The sequence below is a fragment of the Bordetella flabilis genome, assembly GCF_001676725.1.
GTDB lineage: Bacteria > Pseudomonadota > Gammaproteobacteria > Burkholderiales > Burkholderiaceae_B > Bordetella_C > Bordetella_C flabilis.
In genome coordinates this window covers 5,602,466-5,623,753 of record NZ_CP016172.1, presented here as the reverse complement: position 1 = coordinate 5,623,753, position 21,288 = coordinate 5,602,466, and the positions used below count along the sequence as shown (strand labels likewise).

Below are 21,288 nucleotides of genomic sequence, written 5' to 3'. Positions count from 1 at the left end.
GGTTCAGGCGCCGAGGTAGGCGTTCAGCAGTTCGGGGTCGCCCAGCAGGGCATCGGCGGCCTTCTCCGCCACGATGCGCCCCGTTTCGACGACATACGCGCGCGCAGCCACCGACAGCGCGTTGTGCACGTTCTGCTCGACCAGCAGGACAGTGACGCCGTGCTGGCTGATCTCGCGCACTACCTGGAAGACTTCCGTCGCCATCTTCGGGCTCAGGCCCAGGCTGGGCTCGTCCAGCATCAGCAGCTTCGGCTCGGACATCAGCGCGCGGGCGATGGCCAGCATCTGCTGCTCGCCGCCGCTGAGCGTGCCCGCCAGTTGCCGCTGGCGTTCCTTCAGCCGGGGAAAGCGATGAAAGGCGATGGCCGCGCGGCGCTGCACCTCCGCACGCGAACGGCACAGATAGGCGCCCAGTTCCAGGTTTTCCTGGACCGTCATCTCGGGCCACACGTGTCTTTCCTCGGGGCAATGCGACAAGCCCAGGCGCAGAATGTCCGGCGCCTGCATGCCGCCGATGGAACGGCCGGCCCACCGGACCTCGCCGGACATGGGTGCGATCAGACCGGAGATCACACGCAGGATGGTGGATTTGCCGGCGCCGTTGGCGCCGATCAGGGCGACCACTTCGCCAGGCATGACGTCCAGCGAAATGCCATGCAAGGCCTTGAGCTTGCCGTAGCCGGCGTGCACGCCGGCCAGCGACAACAATGCGTCCTGCGTCATGCCGCCCTCCCGATATAGGCTTCCAGCACGGCCGGATTGTTCTGGATGTCGCGCGGCGTGCCGGCCGCCAGTTTCTGGCCGAAGTTCATGACGACCACATGGTCGGACACCTGCATGACCAGGTTCATGTTGTGCTCCACCAGCAGTATCGATTCCACCCACTGGCCGGGCAGCTGCTTCAGCAGCCGGGCCAGCACCATCGCCTCGTGGCTGTTCAGTCCGGCCGCCGGTTCGTCCAGCATGAGCAGGCGCGGTCCGGCGCCCAGGGCCACGCCGACTTCGAGCAACCGCAGTTCGCCGCATGACAATGAATGGGCCGGGGCGTCGCAACGCGCCTGCAGGCCCATCAGGCCGGCGATCTGCTCGGCGCGGTCGGCGATCTCGCGCTCGGCCGCGCGTTGCGCCGGTCCGGGCCAGAAGGTCCGCCACAGGGGCGACCGCGCGCGCAGGTACTGCGACGCCTTCAGGTTGTCGCGGACGGTCAGGCTTTTCAGGACGTTGGTCTTCTGGAAGGTGCGCACCACGCCCATGCGCGCCATTTCGTGCGGACGCGTGCCCGTCACGTCGCGGCCCTGGAAACGCACCCGTCCCGCGCTGGGTGCGTAGAAGCCGGTGACCAGGTTGAAGCACGTCGTTTTGCCTGCGCCATTGGGTCCGATGAGGCTTACGATTTGCCCCTGGTCGACGCGGAAGTCGATATCGCGCACCGCATGGATGCCGCCGAAGGATTTGCTCAGTCCCTGTACTTCAAGCATGGCGCTTCTCCGGTTGCGGGCGGCGCGGCGCGATGCGGCGCACATAGCCCATGACCCCGTTGGGCGAGAACAGCACCACGCCCATCACGATCAGGCCGAACAAGGACAGGCGCAACTCCTTGAATTCGCGCAGGTATTCCTCCAGCAGCGTGACCACCACCGCACCGATGACCGGGCCGCTCAAGGTGCCCTTGCCGCCCAGCAGCACCATGATGATCATCGACACGGTGAAGGGAAAGCCGAACACTTCCGGTCCCACGTAGGAGATATACGAGGCGTAATAGGCGCCCGCGATGCCGGCGAGGAAGGCGGCCACGGTGAACACGAACAGCGCATACCGCACGGGGTCTATGCCCACCGATACGGCGACGTAGCGGTTTTCGCGCAGCGTGACCGCGGCGCGTCCGGCGTTCGAGTGCACCAGGCGATAGGCGATGAACAGCGTCACCGCCGTGATCAGCAGGCCCAGCATCGCGTAGCCACGCTTGCCGGCCAGCCATCCCGCGGCATCGAGAAAGGCCGGATGCGGCACGTTGGACACGCCCATGGGGCCGTTGGTCAGGCCGATCCAGTTGTTCGCCAGCAGACGCAGCACTTCGGCGAAGGCCAGGGTCACGATGACGAAGAAGGGCCCTTTCAGCCGCAGCGTGACGCCGCCGATAAGCAGCCCCGCCAGCGCGCTGACGATGCCGGCCACCGGCACCAGCACGCCGGGAGACAGGCCCAGGCGCGTTGCGCCCAGGGCCAGCGTGTAGGCGCCGATGCCGAAGAAGGCGACATGGCCCAGCGGGAATTCGCCGACATAACCGACGATCAGGTTCAGGCTGGTCGCCAGCACGGTGTACAGCAGGATCAGCACCGCGATGTGCAGCAGGTACTCGTCGCCGACGCCCAGCGTGAACGCCAGCATCAGCAGCAGGAAGCCGACCAGGAAATTCCGTTCAGCACGCATCATGCACGCTCCGCCCGCGTGGGGAACAGGCCATAGGGCCGGAAGAAGAGGATCAGGATCACCAGCGCGAAACCCACCAGGTCCACCGAGCCCGTGGATATGTAGCCGCCCCACATCGCTTCGGCCACGCCCAGGATCAGGCCGCCCAGGATGGCGCCGGCGAAGCTGCCCATGCCGCCCAGGATGACGACGACGAACGCCTTCAGGCTGACGAGTCCGCCGATGCTGGCCTGCGCCACATAGATGGAGCCGAGCAGCATGCCGGCCGTGCCGGCCAGCGCGGTGCCCATGGCGAATGTCGCGGCATACACGCGCGCCGTCGGGATTCCCGCCAGCCGCGCCGCCATCGGATCCTGGAAGGTCGCGCGCATGGCCTTGCCCAGGCGGGTATGCCGGATCAGCAGGTGCGCGGCGGCGATCACCACGGCGCAGGCCACCACCGCGAACACGCGTACCTGCGTGATGACGACCGGTCCCAGGAACACAGGGGTACTGGCCACCGGGGCGACGACCTTCTGCGGCGCCGTGCCGACCAGCAGCAGGGCGGTGTTGGTGAGGAAGATCGACAGGCCGATGGTCAACAGGATGCCGGGCTCCTCGCCCTGGCCGCGCACACGTTCGATCAGCACGCGGTCGATCAACCAGCCCACCGCGGCCATCGCCACGATGACCAGCGCCAGTCCGGCGAAGAAATTCAGGTCCAGGGCGGAGGTCAGGGCCCAGCCCAGCAGGCCGCCCATCATGTAGAACTCGCCGTGCGCGAAGTTGACCAGTCGCATCAGGCCGAAGACCAGCGTCAGTCCCAGCGCCGACAAGGCGTAGAACGTGCCGTTGACCAGCCCGTTGACCAGGAATTGCATCAGTAGGTCGAACAAGGGTACCTCCGGGGCTTGAGAAGGGCATGCCCGTCCAGCCAGGCATGCCCCCGCCGCGTCATCCAGCCATCAGGGCGCTTCGACGCGGGTTTGCGACACGATCTCGGGCGTTCCGTTCTTCAATTGCACCAGCACGGCATCGAATCCGTAGGCCTGGTGCTTGGCGTCGAAGCGGAACTGGCCGTTCGGACCGGTGTAGTCGGTCTTCTCCAGCGCCTCGCGGATCTTGGCCGGGTCCGCCGCGCCGGCGCGCTGGATGCCGTCCATGATGATGTTCAAGGCGTTGTAGCCCGCCGCCGAATACTTGCCCGGAGCTTCCTTGTACGCAGCCTTGTAGTCCTTCACGAAGGCCTTGTTGGCCGGCGTGTCCAGCGTGGCCGCGTAGGGCACGGCGGCATGGATGCCCTCGGCGGCGTCGCCCGTCAGCTTGACGAAGTCCGCGGTGGCCCAGCTTCCCACGCCGAACACCTTGCTGGTGAGCCCCAGTTCCTTCATCTGCTTCACGACGATCGAGCCATCCTGCGTTTCGGCGGCCACGAAGATGCCGTCCGGCCGCGCCGCGCGAACCCGGGTGAGCAAGGTATAGAAGTCCGTGGTGCCGTGGTCGAAGTATTCCTTCAGCACCGTCTTGCCGCCCATGGACTCGATCTGGCGCGAAAACTCGTCCACGCCGCCGCGGCCCCAGTCGTCGTTGACGCCGATATACGCGATGGTCTTGAGCTTGAGATTCTTGACCAGGATTTCGGCGAAGGCGTGCGCCATCAGGGCGTCGGTTTCCGCAGTCCGGAAGAACCAGGTGTTGCCGCGCTCGGTCAGGTCCGTCTTGGACGATACGCCGCTGAGCAGGGGGATCTTGTACTTCTCGGCCACGGACATGACCGCGATCGTGGCCGAGCTGCAGAACGCTCCCGAGATGACGGGAACCTGATCCTTCTGGATGAGCTTCTCGGCCGCGTTCACCGACTTGGCCGGCTGGCATTGGCCGTCCTCGACGATCAACTCCACATGTTTGCCCAGTACGCCGCCCTTGGCGTTTCGCTGCGCGACGGCCAGCTTGGCGCCGTTGACATCGGCGATGCCGTTGTAGGCCACCGAACCGGTCAAGGGTTGAATCAGGCCGATCTTCACCGTGTCGGCCGCGTGCGCCATGTTGGCCGCGACCACCGCCGCGATCGCGGCCGTTCCCACAAAACCTCTACGCATGGAAGCCCTCCGTTCCGTTGCCGTACGTCACCCTTGCCGGCGTGGCCCGCCGGCGCGTTGTTCCGGTCGGGCGGTTCGAGAATCTTGCTGAAGCCACGCGCCTGCTGCTCGCGCCCACAAATATTAAATGATTGATTAATAAATTTGGAAGGAAAAATGCGGCAGTCCGGACAGGGGTTTTCCCGAGGCATGGCCAGCCGCACGAGAGGTCCGCGACGGCCTGCGCCGACCGCGCGACGGCCAGGCGCCTGCCCCCAGGCCCGCCCGCAGCGCTGGCGCAACGGTACGGCGCTCGGCCGCATCGCCTAGAGCGAAGGCGGGTCCACTCGCGTATGTCCTAGGCCGCCCGGCCTGACGGCCGGCTTAAGCGCCGCACCGCCTTTCGGATTGCCAGAGGTACGAGCGTGTCGAGCGCGCGCGCGGTTCATCCTCCTTTCCACCTCGCACTTGCGCGGACCCTTCATCCGCACAAACGAGCGACGTTCGCCTTAGTTCGAATCGTCAATTGGTCGCGCGTGGAATCGAACGAATCATGAGTCCAACGCCGCCGCGTACATCCCTACGCCAAGCGGACGCCCTCTAACGCTCGACACCGCAGGCCTGAAAATGAATCTGTTCCACAAGACCATTTGGAATGCCGCCCGACAGCAGTACGTCGTCACGTCGGAACTCGCCCGTGGCAAGACCAAGTCCGCCACGGCATCGCCGGCGCGGGCCGGGCGCGCGACGCGGCGACCGGGCGTCCGGACGAGAGCCGGCGCACTCGCCATGGCTGACGCCTATGCGGTGCCGGCCGTCCTCGCCGGCGCTCTGCTCGTCGCCGGGATGCTCGCGCCGGGTATGGCGCTCGCATCGACCTGCCAGACCGGCACCGCCGGACAGTCCGCGCCCGCCGGCGGAAACTGCACCGTTTCCTCGTACAACCCGCCGGTCAGCAATGGCGGCGTGGGCGCCGCGGTCGTCCGGAACGGCGACACCGTGACGCTGCAGGGCACGTCGCAGGTGGGCACCGGCTATAGCGGCAATACCACCGTGCCGGCGAATACGGTGAACGTGGTATCCGGCAGCTTCGCCACCAGCGCGCTGGTCACCGGGCCGCAGAATGTGGCGGTCAGCGGACTGAATCCGGCGACCGGCACCAATGTCGTCTATCGGACCTACGATTCGACCGCGTTTCTCGACCATTCGAATATCGCCACGCCGGTCAACCAGTTCGAGGATGTCAGCGGGGATATGTACTACGAGGCATCGTTGGGCAAGGTGCAGCAGAGCGGCGGTACCTTGAAGGTGAACCTGGGAGCAGACCCTGCCGGATCGCCATCGACCAACGGGATACTGATGGTGTCCAAGCAGACCTATCTGACATCGGCCGACGGGCGTGGCAACGCCGACAGCAAGGTGTCCTGGCAATCCCGCAACGCGATCGATATGGGCATCGATCCGGGCCTGCCCACGCCGGATGCCAACGGTCTGCTTACGGTCGAGGTGCCGGTGACCACGTATGCGGGCACGGTCACCTTCAATGGCGCAACCTATACGGTAACGAATGCAGCCGAGATGGCGGCCTATAACGACGTGCTGGTGGCGGCGCTGAAAAGCGGCGCGCTGACCTCGCAGCAGGCCTATGACGCCGCATTCGCCCAGGCCTTCGCGACGGTGGACCTGCCGGTCACCTACAAAACCAATACCACCGATGGTGACCTGACACGCACGCCGAACGGCGACCGCTACGCCATCCTGGCGCAGGGCGCGCGCGGGTCGGCGAGCGTGGAGCAGGGCGCGCAGATCGATATCACGCGGGCTTCCGGCGCGGTGAAGGCCACGGACGGCGCCACCATCACCAACCGGGGCACACTGTCGGGCAAGGTAATCCAGCAGGTGGCTAAGGTGGAGAGCGGCGCCCACTTCATCAATGCGGCCAGCGGCGTGGTGTCTTCCGGCTATCTGGTGGGCGACAAGCTGAACACCGCGACGGACGATACCTTCTACTACACGGGCTCCGGCATCATCGCCACGGGCGCCGGCACGACGGTGCAGAACCACGGCGTCATCAACACCGCCGGCTTCGCCTACACCGGAAATACGTCCACGGGACTCGGCCTGGCCAACGGCGCGTCGGGGCACAACGATGGCAACATCAACGTGGGTGTGAATCCCGGCTATGTCACCAAGGTCGTGGGCGTAAACGTCAGCGGCGGCAGCAGCTTCACCAATGCCGCGGACGGCACCATCTATATCGGCCGCGCGGCGCAATACGCGCTGGGCGATCCGTCGGTGGACGTGGCGATCAGCGGCCCGACCTATGGCGTGCGCATCATGGACACGGGCGATACGGCCATCAACAACGGCCAGGTCACCATCGGCTCGCAGGCCCAGAATGCCGTGGCCATGTACTCGACCGCCCCCTTGAGCTCCCTGCTGCTGAACAACGGCACCATCACGATCAATGGCGCGGCGGGCGGAGTGCCGATGAGCAACATCGGCATGCTGGCGGACGATAACGGCGCCGCCGGTACGGGGGCCATCGTCCGCAACGCGGGCACCATCAACGTCAACGGCGTCAATGGCATCGGCGTAATGGTGAACGCGGATCCCGGCATCGCCGCCAACGCCGAGTCCACCGGTACGATCAACGTCAACGGCAATGCCGACCCGGCCAGCGGGACACGCAACTTCGGCGTGTGGGTAAATGGCGCACAGGGGGTGGCCGTCGTCAGTGGGGCGCTGAACCTGGCCGGCACGGGCGCGATCGGTGCATTCGCGCAGAACGGCGGCACGATCCAGGTAGGGGCCGCGGCCATACCGCAGTTCACGGGCGGGACCGACCAGATCGGCTTCTACGCATCGGGCGCGGGCTCGCGTATCGACGTAGGCGCTACGGCCATGACGGTGAACACGGAGCGTTCGACCATGTTCCGCGTGGCCGACGGCGCCGCCTATACCGGCGCATCGACCGCGGGCGCGCTGGACCTGACCATAGCCGGCACGGACGCCCGCGGCGTGGTCGCCACAGGACAAGGCACGACGCTGTCCACGGGATCGTCGGTGTATCGCGTGACGGGCGCGGCCGGCGCGGCGGGGGGGGCCGTGGCGATCATCAACGAAGGCGGCGCGACGGGAACGATAGACGCCGGCACGACGATCTCGCTGGCCAATGCCGGCGCCATCGCCGGCGTGGTGGACGGCCAGGGACATGACCTGACCGGCGCCGCGGCGGGCAACCCCGTGGCCACCTCGTTGACCAACAACGCGGCGATACAGTCCGGGACGGATGGCGTGATCGGCTTCGTGGCGCGCAACCAGGGCACCCTGGTCAATAACAACGCGATCGCTTTGAGCGGCGCATCCTCCATCGGCGTCATCGTGGGACCGCAAGGCACGGTCCAGAACAACGCGACGATCGCGGTGGCCAATGGCGACGGCGCACTGGTGCAAGGCGCGAACGCCAGCCTGGTCAACAACGGCACCATCCGCGCGGACGACGGGCGTGCCGCCGTGCACCTGACCGGAGCGGGCGCATCGGTGGTGTTCTCCGGCAACGGACTGATCCAGGCGCAGGGCACGGCGGACGGCATCCAGCTGGATCCGACGGCGGTCGGCGGCAGCGTGACCGGAACCGCCGGCAGCATCGTCGTGCAAGGCTCCGGCATGGCCCTCAACAATCAGGCCGCCGGCGGCATCATCGCGCTGAGCGACACCTCCATCACCACCAGCGGTGCCGGCGCATCGGGCATCAGTTCTTCGGGGGCGAATGGCGATATCGCGGTCGAGGGCGGCAATATCCAGACCACCGGCGCGAACGCGGTCGGCATCCATGTCAGCAGCGTCGGGCGCCTGCAACTGTCCAACGCCACGGTCGGCACCCAGGGCGACGGCGCGCATGGCGTCATGCTGGATAGCGGCGCCACGGCCACCCTGATGGGCGGCACGATCACCACGGCGGGCGTGGGCGCGGCGGCGTTGCGTGTGGAAGGGCCTGCCGGAGCCGCGACGGCCGCCGGCACGGCGCTGACCAGCGCTGCGGGGCCGGGTGTGCAGGCCAATGCCGGCGGCGCCCTCACGCTGAACGGAGTGGCAATCAGCGGCGCGAGCGCCGCCATCGCCGTCACGGACACCACCGCCAGCGGACAGGCATCGAACATCACTGTCACGGGCGGTTCATTGGCCGCCTCGTCCGGCAATGCCATCGAGGTGACGGGCGCGCGGGCCAATATCACCGTGCGGGGCGGCACCACCATTACCGCCGCGTCCGGCACCTTGCTCAACCTGACCAATGCCAGCGTGGTCAACCTGAATGCCCAGGGCTTGACGCTGAATGGCGACCTGATCGCCGACGCGAGCAGCGGCGGCACGGTGAACCTGCAGGCGGGGACGACGCTGACCGGACGTATCGACCCGCTGTCGGTCAGCGTGGACGGCACCAGCGCCTGGAACGTGACGGCGAGTTCCGAAGTGCAGGACCTGAGCAACGCCGGCACGATCACCTTTATCCCGCCCACCGGCGACCCGACGCAAGCGTCCAGCTACAAGACCATCACCGCCAGCAACTATGCGGGAACGAATGGCAGCGTCGCGCTGAACACCTACCTGGCCGGCGATGGCGCGCCGTCGGACCGCCTGGTGATCAATGGCGGCACGGCCAGCGGCACGACGGGCCTGCGCATCAACAACACGGGCGGACCGGGCGCCGCGACGACGGGCGACGGGATCAACGTTGTGGCCGTCACCGGGGGTGGGACCACCTCGCCGGGCGCCTTCCAACTGGCCGGACCGGTGCAATCCGGCGCCTACGAGTACCTGCTGTACCGGGGCGGCAGTACCAATCCGGACAACTACTATCTGCGCTCGGATCTGGCCTCGCCGACGGGGCCGAACGATCCCACGCCGCCCGGGCCGCCGGCCTATCGTCCGGGCGTGGTCGGTTATGCCCTGATGCCGGCGCTGAACCTGGACTACGGCTTCAACAATCTGGGACGGCTGCATGAGCGGGTCGGCGATGTGTACAGCACCGAGCAGAACCAGAAGGGCAATCGCAACGGGGTGTGGGGCCGCATCGGCGGCTACGGTTTGAACGCGGATTCAGGCGACCGCTTTTCGGTCAACCAGCACACCTTCTTCATGCAATTCGGCAAGGACTGGACGCTGTCGCAGGCGCCGGAAGGCGGCAGCACGCATGCCGGCGTCACGGCCAGCCTGGGCGTGATGAGCGCCAAGTTCCGCGACAGCGCGCGTGACCTGAACGCTACGCTGACGGACAGGGCAGGCGACGGCACCATGCAGGCGCAGAGCCTGGGCGCTTACTACACCAAGTACTGGAACGAAGGGGGCTATTGGGATTCCGTTGCGCAGGTCACGCACTACCGCAACAAGTACGACGACGTCTATGGCGGCAGCGGCAGCCAGAACGGCTTCGGCATCGCCTTGTCCCAGGAAGTCGGCCAGCCCTTCAAGCTGATGCCCAAGCTGGCCATCGAGCCGCAGGCGCAGTTGGTGTACCAGTACCTGAAGCTCGGCAGCTTCGATGACGGCGTGTCCTCGGTATCGGGCAATAGCAGCAATGCGGTGCGGGGCCGCGTCGGCTTCCGCCTGTTCGCGCCCAACCTGCGCACCGAGGACGGCGCCGGCGCCGGCACGCCCTACATGACGGTCGACGTGCTGCACGACTTCGTGCCGCCCCGCCAGGTATCGGTGGACGGCACATCGTTCCGCTCGAACTTCGGCCGCACCTGGGGCGAGCTGGGCTTTGGCATCAACGAGAGCATCGGCAAGGGTGGGCAGTTGTACGCGACGGTGAAGTTCTCCAAGAACCTGGGGGGAGACGACCGGCGCGGGGTCTTCGGGCAAGTGGGATATCGCTACAGCTGGTAGAGCGGGCGGGGAGTGGCAGGCGGACGGCGGCCGGCGTTAGCGCCGCGCCGCCGTCTTGCCGTCGATCAGCGCCTGGCGCCGTGCGATGTGGCCGGCCTGCTTGAGATGCGCCATGTCGACCAGGACGCCGTCATCGCTGGCGGCGCCCTGCCCGCCACGGTTGCTCGCATCCAGGATGCGCGTCACGCGCGCGGCCCATTCCAACTGGTCCGGCGTGGGGGAAAAGGCTTCGTTGGCCATGTCGATCTGGCTGGGGTGGATGGCCCATTTGCCCTCGAAGCCCAACGCTGCCGCGCGCGCGGCGGAACCGCGGTATCCGTCGCTGTCCTTGAAATCGGTGTAGGGGCCATCCACGGCACGCAGTCCATACGCGCGGCAGGCGTTTGCCATGCGCGCCATGGCGAAATGCCACTGGTCGTTCCAATGGCGCTGGCGTATGCCGTCATGACCGGCGTCCGTCAGTACCGCGTAGCGGGCGCTCGGCGTGCCGAACACCGCGTCATAGGTCCGCATGTCGACTGTGTAGTCGCCCACGCCGAAGATCAGTGCTTCCAGGCGCGGCGAGGCCTGGGCGATGGCTTCGACGTTCGCCACGCCCTGTGCCGTTTCGATCAGCGCCTCGATGCCGGTGCGCTTGTCGCGGCCGGTTTCGCGTTCGATCAGCGTGAGCAACTGGTCCACGAACTGGATGTCGAAGGCCGATCCCGGCTTGGGGAGCAGGATCAGGTCCAGGCGCGGGGCCAGGCGCACAACGTCCGCGATGTCGCGCAGCGCCCATGCGGTGTCCAGGCCATTGACGCGGACCGCCATGGTCTTGGTGCCCCAGTTGATCTCGTTCAGCGCCGCCACGGCGTTGGCGCGCGCCTCGTCCTTGGCATGCGGGGCCACGGCGTCTTCCAGGTCCAGGAAAATCACGTCGGCCGCGCTGGCGGCGGCCTTCGCGAAAAAGCGTGGGCTGGTGGCAGGGACGGCCAGCTCGGAGCGCTGCAGGCGCTCGGGCCGGCGCATCGCAAGGGTGTCGGGATGCGGAAACATCATGGTTGCGCTCTCGATGTGGGATTGGGAGCCGTCCGGCGCTCGCGCTGCGCCAGCATCTCGGCCAGTTGCAACAGCCGCCGCGCCGGCGGGACCAGGTCCACCGCGACGAAAATTCCATCGGCGACTCCCGTGCCATGCCCGCGTTGCAGTTGTTCTTCGTGCGCGGCCACGATACGGCGGGCGCGTTCGATGTCCGCCGTGGAGGGCGAGAACACTTCGTTGACCGCCGCGATCTGGTTGGGGTGGAAGACGACCTTGCCGGCGAAGCCCAAGGCGCGTGCCTCCAGCGCGTCCTCGCGCGTGGCCTGGGCATTTTTCACGTCCAGGAAGAAGGCGGCGTCGATGGCTTGCAGGCCCGCGGCGGCCGCGGCCGCCGCGATGACCGCGCGCGGGTGATGCAGCGTAACGGACGACACCGTGGCTCCCAGCGCGGAGGTGTAGTCGCCGGAGCCGAAGAACAGGGCCGTCGTCCGTGGCGAGGCGTCGGCGATCTCGAGCGCCTTCAGGATGCCGCGCGGCGTCTCCACAAGCGCGATGATCTCGATGGGCCGCGCACGGCCGTGGTCGACCCTGAGCCGCCTCAGGCGCGCATCGATATCACGCAATGCATCCGCGGATTCCACCTTGGGCACCATGATGGAATCGATGCGGTCGTAGGGCAGGGCCTGCAGGTCGTCCATGCCATGGGGCGTGTCCAGGGCATTGATGCGCACGCAGCGTTCGCGGCCGTCGTCTGCCAGCGTGCCCAGCACCGCGTTGACGCATGCCCGGGCGCGCGGCTTTTCGGCGGGCGGCACGCTGTCTTCCAGGTCATAGACCAGGGCGTCGGCGGCGTAGGATGCGGCCTTGCGCAGGCGGTCCTCGCGGTTGCCCGGTGTCATCAGCAAGGTGCGGCGCAGGCGCGGCTCAGCCATGCAGCACCTCGTCCTCATGCGCCGCGGCGATCAGCCGGTCGATTTCCTCTGGAACCTCGCCCAGGAACAGCCGTTGTACGTTGGGGTTGTCCAGCAATTCGCGGCCCGGACCGGAATAGACCACCTGGCCGGTATGCATGACATAGCCGCTGTCGGCGATCTGCAGTGCGCGCGAGGCCTTCTGTTCGACCATGATCACCGTCAGGCCGGCGGCCGCCAGTTCGGTCAGTTTGTCGAACACCGTGTTGACGAACTTGGGCGACAGCCCCAATGAGGGTTCGTCCAGGATGACGGCGGTGGGATCGGTCATCAACGCGCGCCCGATGGCCAGCATTTGCTGTTCGCCGCCGCTCATGGTGCCGGCCAACTGGCGCATGCGTTCACCGATGATGGGAAAGGTCGCCACCACGCGTTCCAGCGCCCGGTCGATGCGGGCCCGGTCGTTGCCCAGGATATAGGCGCCGATGTCCAGGTTCTCGCGTACCGTCATCTCCGGCAGCACGATACGGCCCTGCGGCACAAAGGCGACGCCCCGGCCCAGGCGCTTGTGCGGCGCCTCGGCGGTGACATCGGCGCCATTGATCAGGACGCGGCCCTTCCATACCGGCAGCAGGCCGGCCGCCGCCTTGATCGCGGTGGATTTGCCGGCGCCGTTGGAGCCGATCACCGCCGTAATACCGCCGCGCGCGAACGCCATGCTGGCGTTGCGCACCACCGGCACGTCGCCATAGCCGGTGGTCACCGCCTGCATGTCCAGAAAGATATCGGTGCCAGCGATCATCGCGAATCTCCTCTGCGCGGCCGTCCCGGACCTGCACGCTAGCGCTTGTTCCAGGGCGGCATGGGGATGACCGCATCCTGTGTCTTGACGTCCAGCGGCATGACGATCTGCCGCTTGCCGTCGCGCACCTGTACCAGCAGGCCGGTGACGCCGACCTGCTTGCCGGTGTTGGGATCGACCTTGTGGTGGCCCATGACCGTGTCGGTCTCCAGCTTGGTCAGCACCTCGCGCAGTTTCTCCTGGTCCAGCGAGCCGGCCTGCTTGACCGCCGCTTCCATGACGGTGGCGCCGGCGTAGGAGAACGCGGCGTAATAGCCTGGATCCGTCTTGTAGGTTTGCTGGTAAGCCTTGACGAATTCCACGTTGCCCTTGGTCTTGAGCGACGGTTCATACAGCGACATGCCGAAGGCATATTCGCCGTCCTTGCCGGAGGCCTTCAGGAAGTCGTCGATCGACACGCCGTTGTGGATGAATACCTTGGGCAGGTAGTTCGACGCCTTGAACTGCCGCACCATCTCGATCGCCTCGTTCGGATAGCCGACCGATACCCAGATGTCGGGCTGCAACTGGCGCGCCTGCGCGATCATGGACGAGAAGTCCGTGGTGCCGGCCGGGAAGTATTCGGAGGCGACGACCTTGAGGTTGCGCTTCTCGGCGATGGCATTGATGGACTTGGCCATGTCGCGCGCCGCCGGGTAGTCGCGCCCGAAGAAGGCGATGGTCTTCAACTGGTGCTTCTCCGCCAGGGGCCCGATGCTGGCGACATAGGCGCTGATCGGGGCGGCGGTCTGGAACACATACTTGAAGCCGCGCTCCTGGATCTGCTCGGACGCGCCACCGGAATTGAAGAAGATCCGCTTGTGCCGGTTCGCCACCGCCGATGCCGTCGCGGCGGAGGCCGAACCCCACGGTCCGAACAGCAGGTCGACGTTGTCGTCGCTGATCAGCTTTTCATACAGGCGCGCCGCGGTGGCCGGGTCGCTGCGATCGTCGTAGACGATCAGCTCCACCTGGCGTCCCAACAGCCCGCCGCGGGCGTTGACCTGGTCGCTCCATAGCTTCACGCCTTCCCAATAGTGCTTGGCGCTGTCGGCCAGGTTGCCCGACTGGGACAGCGCCACGCCCACGCGTATCGGCTTCTGGTCCGCCGCGCGGGCGGCGCTGGTCATGGCGATGGCGGTGACGCCTGCCACCGCCAGGGTCAGGGCCCATCTTGCGAGTCCGGCTTTCATGTTCGTCTCCTCTCGTTGTAAGGCTTTGCGCGCGCCGCGGGCTGCGGAAACGCACGGCAGCGCACCGCCCCGCGCCAGGGCCTAGAAGTACGCTTCCTTCACGCGATCGTCGGCGCGGATGGCCGCCGCGTCGCCGTGGGCGATGATCTGCCCTTGTGCCAGCACATACAGGTCGTCGCATATCTCCAGCACGATGCGCATTTCGTGGTCGATGAAAAACAGGGTCAGCCCTTGCTGGCGCAGCGCCTGCAGGTGCTCGACGATGCGGTTCTGCAGGCGTGGGTTGATGCCGGCGAACGGCTCGTCCAGCAACATCACGCGGGGCGCCAGCATCAGCGCGCGGGCGATTTCCACCAGCTTGCGCTGTCCATAGGAAAGCTCGGCGCCCCACTTGTCGCGCAGGGGCGTGATCTCCAGGAAGTCGAGCAGTTCCAGCGCGCGCTGCACCGCATCGGCGTCGGACAGGCCATGGGCGATCACCACCAGGTTTTCCAGGACGGTCAGTTCGGAAAACAGGCGCGAAATCTGGAAGGTTCGTCCCAGCCCGCGCCGGCAGATTTCGGCCGGTGAGGAATGCGCCAGGTCCTTGCCGTCGAAGACGACGCGGCCGGCGTCCGGCGACAGGGTGCCGGCGACGATATTGAACAGCGTGGACTTGCCCGAGCCGTTGGGACCGATCACGCCGGTGATGGAGCCCTTGGCGATTTCCAGGCTGGCGCCGTCCAGCGCCACGCGGCCGCCGAAGCTCTTGCGCACGTTCTCGACCAGGAGGATGTTTTCCCGCGTCATGGCTTGAGCAGCTCCTTGGGGGACGAAGGATGCATCGCCTTGCGCGCAGGACCGTCGCGCCGCGCGCGCCGGTCGGCGATACGCCGCAAGTGACCGCGCGCCACCGGCACCCAGGGCCACGCGCGCCGCTGCGCGAAGTTGACGATGCCGCGCGGCATGAACAGCACGGCGATCAGGATGATCACGCCAACCAGGGACAGATAGATCTCGGGCAGGCGCGCCCACAGCACCTCGTTGACCACCGACAGCACGACCGCGCCGACCAGGGGACCCAGCACCGTGCCCATGCCGCCCAGCAGCACCATGGCGATGACCGTGAGCTCCGTCATGGGGGCGAAGGCCGTCGTGGGATCGATGAAGCCCAGGTAGCAGGCGTACAGGCAGCCGATGGCCCCCGGCATGAAGGCCGAGGCGATGAAGGTGCCCACCTTCAGCCGCGTGGTGCGGACACCCAGCGCGGCGGCCGCGGTTTCGTCTTCGCGTATCGACAGCAGTTGCAAACCCAGCCGCGAGCTGTCCAGCCGCCAGGTGGCCAGCAGCAGGACCAGCGCGACGGCGCCGGCCACGTAGTACATGCTGTCCAGGTCCACCGCGGTCAGGTAGAGGCCGGTGCCGCCTTGCGTGATGCCATCCAGCCCCAGCGCCAGCGATTCGCAGACACGGGCGATGCCGAACATGCCGATGGCGAAGAAGGGTCCCTTCAGCCTGAGCATGATCGCGCCGAGCACCGCCGCGCACAGCGCCGCGCATACGGCGGCCAGCAGCGCCGCCCATGGCCACGGCATGCCGTGGCCGATGGCGATCGCGCCGACGTAGGCGCCGATGCCGAAGAAGGCCACCTGGCCGAAGTGGGTGTAGCCCGCATAGCCTCCGATCAGGTTCCAGGAATACGCCAGTCCGATGAAGATAAAGGTCTGCACCAGGAAGGACAGGGGGTACGAGCCGGCGTACAGCGGGACAGTGGCGGCCGCCAGCACGGCCACGCCCAGCAGCAGGATGCCCTTCATGCGCGCGCTCCTATGCCGAACACGCCGCGCGGTCGCACGATGAGAACGACCAGCATGGCCAGGAAGACCGTGGCCGCCCCCAATACCTGTCCGTAGAGATAGCCCGCGAAGACCTCCAGGATGCCCATCAGCAGCGCGGCGACCATGGCCCCGGGATAGCTGCCCATGCCGCCGACGATGATGACGGCGAAGGCCTTGATGCCGAAGCGCGCGCCCAATTGCGCATCGGACGCGAAGGTCGGCGCCAGCAGCACCCCCGCCAGGCCCGCCATGGCCGCGCCCAGCGCGAAGGTCACGTTGCGCACCTGGTTGATCGAAATGCCCGAGATCACGGCCAGTTCAGGCGCCTGCGATACCGAACGGATCGCCTTGCCGTAGCGCGTGGCCTGCAGGAACCACCATACGCCCAGCGTGGCGGCCATCGCGACCAGGAAAGACACCAGGCGCGACAGCGGGATGTCCATGCCCGCCAGCGCCACCGAGCCGCCCAGCACCGTGGGCAGGCCGCGATAGCCGCCGCCCCAGATCAGGATGGACACGTTGACGATGATGGTCGACAGCGCGAAGGTCGCCAGCAGCGACATGATCATGGGACCGTCGGCGATGCGCCGGATCACGATCCACTGCATGGCCAGCCCGATGGCTGCGGTCAGGAGCGGCACGGCCACCAGCGCGGCGATGTAGGGCAGGTGCAGTCCGGCGACGATGGACACGGTGGTCAGGGCGCCGACGGCCAGCAGGTCGCCATGCGCGAAGTTGATGACGCGCATGACGCCGAACACCAGGTTCAGCCCGCATGCCATCAAGGCATACAGGCCGCCCAGCAGGATGCCGGCCACGAGCAACTCGAAAATGGGCACGATGACGTCTCCTCCCTACTGCGCGGCGTCGCGGTCGCCGCGTTTTCGTTCGTCGGGGTCGTTGCCCGCGGCGGCACGCCCCTGTCTTCGTCTCTTCGCTGGTGCTTCGCCTTCCCGCCAAGGCGCCCGTGGCGCCGGCGTGCCGACGCCTGTCGGTGCCGGACCAGGACCTAGATCACGCCGGCTTCCTTGAGCGCCTGGATGCGGGCTTCCGACAGTCCCAGGCGCTTGCGGTAGACCTCGTCGTTGTGCTCTCCCAGCGCCGGCCCGAGCCGGTCGATACCGCCCGGGGTATCGGTCAGGCGCGGCACGACATTGGGCACCGCATACTCGCCGACCCGCTCGTCATTGAAGTAGACGATATTGCCGCGCGCGGCGTACTGCGGATCCTCGAAGATCTCGTCGATCGCATAGACGGGACCGCAGGGAACCTGGTGCTCCTCGCACAGCCGCAGCACTTCATCGCGCGTGTACTGCGCGCTCCATGCCCCCACGTATTCGTCGACCTGCGCGCGCTCGGCCTCGCGCTGCGTGATGGTGCCCCATTTCCCCGTCCCGCCGAGCTCCGGGACGCCCATGGCCACGGCCAGGCGCTCGAAGATCTTGTCGCTGGTGCAGGCGATGGCAACCCAGCGGCCGTCGGCCGTCGGATAGTGGCTGTGCGGCACGACGTTCACCGTGCCCGGGCCCATGCGCTGCCGCACGTAGCCCTTCATGTGATAGGCAGGCGCCAGTTCGTCGAGGATGCGGAAAATCGGCTCGTACAGTCCGATGTCGACGACCTGGCCGCGTCCCGTCTTGGCCAGCGATTGCAACGCCAGCAGCACGCCCAGCGCGCCATACAGGCCGGCCATGTAGTCCGGGATGGTGGCCGACCCCGGCGTGACGGGCGGGCGGTCGGGAAATCCGGCCAGGTAGGACAAGCCGCCGAAGGCATTGCCGATGCGGCCGAAGCCCGGCCGGCCGCTGTAGGGACCAGTCTGGCCGTAGCCCGAGATGCGCACCATGATGAGCCGCGGATTCACTTCCTTCAGCACATCCCAGCCCAGGTTCCATTTCTCCAGGGTGCCGGGCTGGAAGTTTTCAACGAGCACATCGGCGTCCTTGATCAACGCCTTGAGCAGCTCCGCGCCGTCAGGTGTGCGCAGGTCCAGCGTGGCGGACTTCTTGTTGCGGCATTCGGAAAGCCAGGGCAGGGTGTCGCCCGATGGCGTCACGCTGCCGAAGCGCCGCAGCGCGTCGCCCACTTTCGGCAGCTCCAGCTTGATGACATCGGCACCGAATTCGGCGAGCTGCGTGGAGCAGAACGGTCCGGCCAGGAAGCTCGATACGTCGATCACCTTCAGGTGGTCCAGGGGCCGTACGCCGGTCGCTGCGTTTGCCATGGCTAGTCTCCTGTTCGCGCGGGTATCCCGCTTATGCATTCATGCGTTCATGGTCATGCGGTGCTGCGAAATCCAGTGCTGCGAAATCCGGTGATGCGGAGATCCGGTGATACGTGATGTGGCGATGCGACAGCGCGGCTACGCGGCCGGGTTGCTGCGCTGCGCCAGTTTTTCGCTCATCGCCACGACGCGGCGCGCCGCGTAGACGATGGGATAGTCGATGAACTGGCCATCCAGCTGGATGGCCGATGAGCCGGTGGCCTCTGCTTCGGCGAAGGCGTCCAGGACGCGCCGGGCGCGGGCGACCTGGGCCTCGGTGGGAGAAAAGGCGCGGTTCACCATATCCACCTGGTCCGGGTGGATGCAAAGCTTGCCCTGGAAACCCATCTCGCGCGCCTTGCGCGCGGAAGCGGCGCAGCCTTCGGGATCCTTCAGGTCCACCCAGACGGTGTCCAGGGGAGGTTCCAACCCGCCGGCGCGCGAATGCAGCACGACCTGGGCGCGATAGGGCGCAAGCTCGTCCTCGTTGCGCGTCCACGTCAGGTCCAGGTCCAGCGTGAAGTCGCCGGCACCGAAGGCAAGGCGGCGCACGCGCGGGACGGCGGCCACGATCTCGGGCAGGCGGGCCAGGCCGAGAGCCGTCTCGATGATGGGTATGAGGTCGACCTTGCCTTCCGGCATGCCATGCTCCCGTTCGAGCTGGGTCATCAGCCAGTCCGCCGTGCGCAGGTCGGCGGCGGATTCCACCTTGGGCAGGACGACGCCGTCCAGGCCAGGCCGCACGGTCTCCGTCAGGTCGCCATAGGCGAAAGTCGTGGACAGGGGATTGACGCGGACATAACCCAGGCCGCGCCGGGGACGCGCCATGGCTTCGCAGACGCGCGGCCGGCTGGCGGCTTTCTCCGACACGGCGCAGGCGTCTTCCAGGTCCAGGATGACGGCGTCCGCGTCCAGGGTCAGGGCTTTTTCCACGCGGCGCGGGTGGTTGGCGGGTGCGAATAGAAAGGACCTGAACACCGTCATGCGAGTCTCTCCGAAATTTCCACCCGGGGCAGCTGTGCCAAATGTGCGTTTGTACGTACAATACGGGCCGCGCCGGCGACTGTCAACCTGCGGCGTTTACCATCCACCCTTTTGCCGATCCGATGCGTTCTACATCTTCCTTCGCCGATGATCCGTCCCATGCCGGCGCCCTCGCCGGAGGGCGCCATCCCCTCTATGTCACCCTGGCGCAAACACTGGCGGCGGACATCCACGGCGGGCGTTATCCGATCGGCAGCACGCTGCCCACCGAAGGCGAACTCGCGCTGCGCTACGGCGTCAGCCGGCATACCGTGCGGCAGGCGCTGCGTGAATTGAAGGAAGCAGGCCTGCTGTGGTCGCGGCCCGGTATCGGCACCAAGGTGCGCGCGCGGCCGGAAGCGCCGCGCTTCTTCAGCGGCATCCAGAATATTTCCGACCTGCTGCAGTTCGTCGACGCCACCGTCATGCACGTCAAGTCCCGCCGCGAGATCGTTGCCGACGCCGGCTTCGCCGAACTGTTGCGGTGCGCTCCCGGCCAGGCCTGGTCGGAAACCAATATCGTGCGCAAGGTGCCGGGCGGCACGGTGCCGCTGTGCTACCTGCAAGCCTACCTGCGTCCCGAATACGCGGGCGCGATCGGCAAGGCGCGCATCATCAAGTGTCCGATCTATTCGCTGGTGGAAGCCCGCTACGGCGTGCGCATCGTCGAGGTGCTGCAGGAAATCACCGCGGCGACGCTCACGGCCGAGATGGCGCGCGCGCTGAAGGCGGAGGCCGGCCAGGCCGCGCTGCGGATATCGCGGTATTACCTGGACCGCCAGGGTTCGGTCGTCGAAGTGGGAATCGGTCATTATCCGAGCGGGCGTTATACGCAGAGCACCACGTTCCGCGCGCACAGCGCGGAGGAATGAACAGCGCAGGCCCGGTCAGGACGGGTGCTCGTGGGGGTGTTCGCGGCCCCAGCGCATGACGGCTTCGCGCGTGCCGCCCTGCGCGGAATGGCTGCGCGGCGTGATGTCCAGCAGGCGGCCGATGTCGCGCGCCGCGGCCAGCACGGTATCGGGATCGAGGCCGGTCTGCACGCCCATCAGGGACATCATGCGTGTCATGTCCTCGCTGGGGAAGTTGCCCACTGCGCCCAATGATTCCGGCATGGCGATGCCGCCGCCGATGCCGCAGATCGCGCCTTCCAGCCAGCACGCGCCGGCGTCCAGCGCGGCCAGCATGTTCGCCGTCGCCATGCCGCCCAGGTTATGGACATGGAAGCCCAGCTCGACGTCGGGATGGCGGTCGCGCAGGCGCGCGAAAAGCTCGCCGACGTGGCGCGGGTCCTCCATGCCGACCGACCCAGCCAGGTAGAGGCGGCGGATGCCGGCGTTGCGAAACTCGTCCACCATGGCCTGCACGCGCTCCTGCGCGATCCTGCCTTCATATGGGCACCAGAACGCCATGCCGATGGCCAGCACATAGCGCAGCCCCCTGGCGTCGGCGATGCGAAAGGCCTCGATGGCCTGCGCATTGGCCTGCGCCGGCGACATGTTCTGGTTCTTCTTCAGGTACGAGGCACTGGCGATGGTCAACCCCACGATTTCGTCCACGCGCGCCGCGGCGGCGCGCTCCGCGCCCCGGGCGTTGGGCGCGAGGCCGCGGTAGACGATGCCGGGACGCCGGGCGATGCGCTCGCATACCGCCTCGGCGTCCCGCAGGTTGGGGATAACGCGCGGATGCACGAAGCCGGTGACCTCGATAACGGGAAATCCGACCTGGGACAGGCGGTCCACCATGCGCACCTTGTCCTCGGTGGACACCCATTTGCGCAGGCTTTGCAGGCCGTCGCGGGGGCCGACTTCAACGATGTCGATCTGCTCTGGCAGGTACATGCG

At 67.1% G+C, this 21,288-nt stretch carries 17 protein-coding genes; 2 read left to right on the top strand and 15 right to left on the bottom strand.

The features are described 5' to 3' along the window. Positions 1–3 precede the first annotated feature (3 nt). The 5 genes from BAU07_RS25055 to BAU07_RS25035 form a co-directional block, all read right to left on the bottom strand. The gene (locus BAU07_RS25055) at positions 4–723 is read right to left on the bottom strand and encodes an ABC transporter ATP-binding protein (protein WP_066663913.1); all 720 of its coding nucleotides are present in this window, start codon (positions 721–723) and stop codon (positions 4–6) included. Next, the gene (locus tag BAU07_RS25050) at positions 720–1,478 is read right to left on the bottom strand and encodes an ABC transporter ATP-binding protein (protein WP_157122438.1); all 759 of its coding nucleotides are present in this window, start codon (positions 1,476–1,478) and stop codon (positions 720–722) included. Before BAU07_RS25050 ends, BAU07_RS25055 begins: the two co-directional genes overlap by 4 nt. Next, on the bottom strand, positions 1,471–2,433 hold the full coding sequence (locus BAU07_RS25045) for a branched-chain amino acid ABC transporter permease (RefSeq protein ID WP_232338206.1): 963 nt from the start codon (positions 2,431–2,433) through the stop codon (positions 1,471–1,473). The genes BAU07_RS25050 and BAU07_RS25045 overlap by 8 nt, the downstream gene beginning before the upstream one ends. Next, complete coding sequence (locus BAU07_RS25040; RefSeq protein ID WP_232338205.1) at positions 2,430–3,305, bottom strand: branched-chain amino acid ABC transporter permease; 876 nt, start codon at positions 3,303–3,305, stop codon at positions 2,430–2,432. The genes BAU07_RS25045 and BAU07_RS25040 overlap by 4 nt, the downstream gene beginning before the upstream one ends. Before the next feature lie 69 nt (positions 3,306–3,374). After that, entirely contained in the window at positions 3,375–4,508 is a 1,134-nt protein-coding gene (locus tag BAU07_RS25035; RefSeq protein WP_066663902.1) for an ABC transporter substrate-binding protein, read from the bottom strand. 606 nt (positions 4,509–5,114) lie between these two features. On the opposite strand from BAU07_RS25035, the gene BAU07_RS25030 reads away from it, so the two are divergent. Next, entirely contained in the window at positions 5,115–10,376 is a 5,262-nt protein-coding gene (locus BAU07_RS25030) for an autotransporter outer membrane beta-barrel domain-containing protein (RefSeq protein ID WP_066663900.1), read from the top strand. Between the two features lie 36 nt (positions 10,377–10,412). On the opposite strand, the gene BAU07_RS25025 is transcribed toward BAU07_RS25030, so the two are convergent. The 9 genes from BAU07_RS25025 to BAU07_RS24985 all read right to left on the bottom strand — a co-directional run bounded on the left by BAU07_RS25025 (position 10,413) and on the right by BAU07_RS24985 (position 19,405). Further along, positions 10,413–11,414, bottom strand: a complete 1,002-nt coding sequence (locus tag BAU07_RS25025; RefSeq protein WP_066663898.1) for an HpcH/HpaI aldolase/citrate lyase family protein — start codon at positions 11,412–11,414, stop codon at positions 10,413–10,415. After that, positions 11,411–12,328 (bottom strand): HpcH/HpaI aldolase/citrate lyase family protein, encoded by a 918-nt coding sequence (locus BAU07_RS25020; RefSeq protein ID WP_198168847.1) that lies wholly within the window; start codon positions 12,326–12,328, stop codon positions 11,411–11,413. The genes BAU07_RS25025 and BAU07_RS25020 overlap by 4 nt, the downstream gene beginning before the upstream one ends. Further along, entirely contained in the window at positions 12,321–13,109 is a 789-nt protein-coding gene (locus tag BAU07_RS25015) for an ABC transporter ATP-binding protein (RefSeq protein ID WP_066663895.1), read from the bottom strand. The genes BAU07_RS25020 and BAU07_RS25015 overlap by 8 nt, the downstream gene beginning before the upstream one ends. Before the next feature lie 38 nt (positions 13,110–13,147). After that, positions 13,148–14,341: an amino acid ABC transporter substrate-binding protein gene (locus BAU07_RS25010; protein ID WP_066663894.1), complete on the bottom strand. Its 1,194-nt coding sequence runs from the start codon at positions 14,339–14,341 to the stop codon at positions 13,148–13,150. An 81-nt stretch (positions 14,342–14,422) separates the two neighbouring features. Next, positions 14,423–15,130 (bottom strand): ABC transporter ATP-binding protein, encoded by a 708-nt coding sequence (locus BAU07_RS25005; protein ID WP_066663893.1) that lies wholly within the window; start codon positions 15,128–15,130, stop codon positions 14,423–14,425. Further along, on the bottom strand, positions 15,127–16,137 hold the full coding sequence (locus tag BAU07_RS25000; protein ID WP_066663892.1) for a branched-chain amino acid ABC transporter permease: 1,011 nt from the start codon (positions 16,135–16,137) through the stop codon (positions 15,127–15,129). Before BAU07_RS25000 ends, BAU07_RS25005 begins: the two co-directional genes overlap by 4 nt. Further along, a complete protein-coding gene (locus BAU07_RS24995; protein WP_066663889.1) occupies positions 16,134–16,997 on the bottom strand; it encodes a branched-chain amino acid ABC transporter permease in 864 nt (287 codons plus the stop codon). Before BAU07_RS24995 ends, BAU07_RS25000 begins: the two co-directional genes overlap by 4 nt. A gap of 170 nt (positions 16,998–17,167) precedes the next feature. Beyond that, positions 17,168–18,382 (bottom strand): CaiB/BaiF CoA transferase family protein, encoded by a 1,215-nt coding sequence (locus BAU07_RS24990; RefSeq protein ID WP_066663887.1) that lies wholly within the window; start codon positions 18,380–18,382, stop codon positions 17,168–17,170. Between the two features lie 138 nt (positions 18,383–18,520). After that, complete coding sequence (locus BAU07_RS24985) at positions 18,521–19,405, bottom strand: HpcH/HpaI aldolase/citrate lyase family protein (protein ID WP_066663885.1); 885 nt, start codon at positions 19,403–19,405, stop codon at positions 18,521–18,523. Positions 19,406–19,527: 122 nt separating this feature from the next. Between BAU07_RS24985 and BAU07_RS24980 the strand changes: the two genes are divergently transcribed. Further along, complete coding sequence (locus BAU07_RS24980; RefSeq protein ID WP_066663883.1) at positions 19,528–20,316, top strand: GntR family transcriptional regulator; 789 nt, start codon at positions 19,528–19,530, stop codon at positions 20,314–20,316. A 15-nt stretch (positions 20,317–20,331) separates the two neighbouring features. On the opposite strand, the gene BAU07_RS24975 is transcribed toward BAU07_RS24980, so the two are convergent. Continuing rightward, entirely contained in the window at positions 20,332–21,285 is a 954-nt protein-coding gene (locus tag BAU07_RS24975) for a hydroxymethylglutaryl-CoA lyase (RefSeq protein ID WP_066663880.1), read from the bottom strand. Positions 21,286–21,288: the final 3 nt, after the last annotated feature.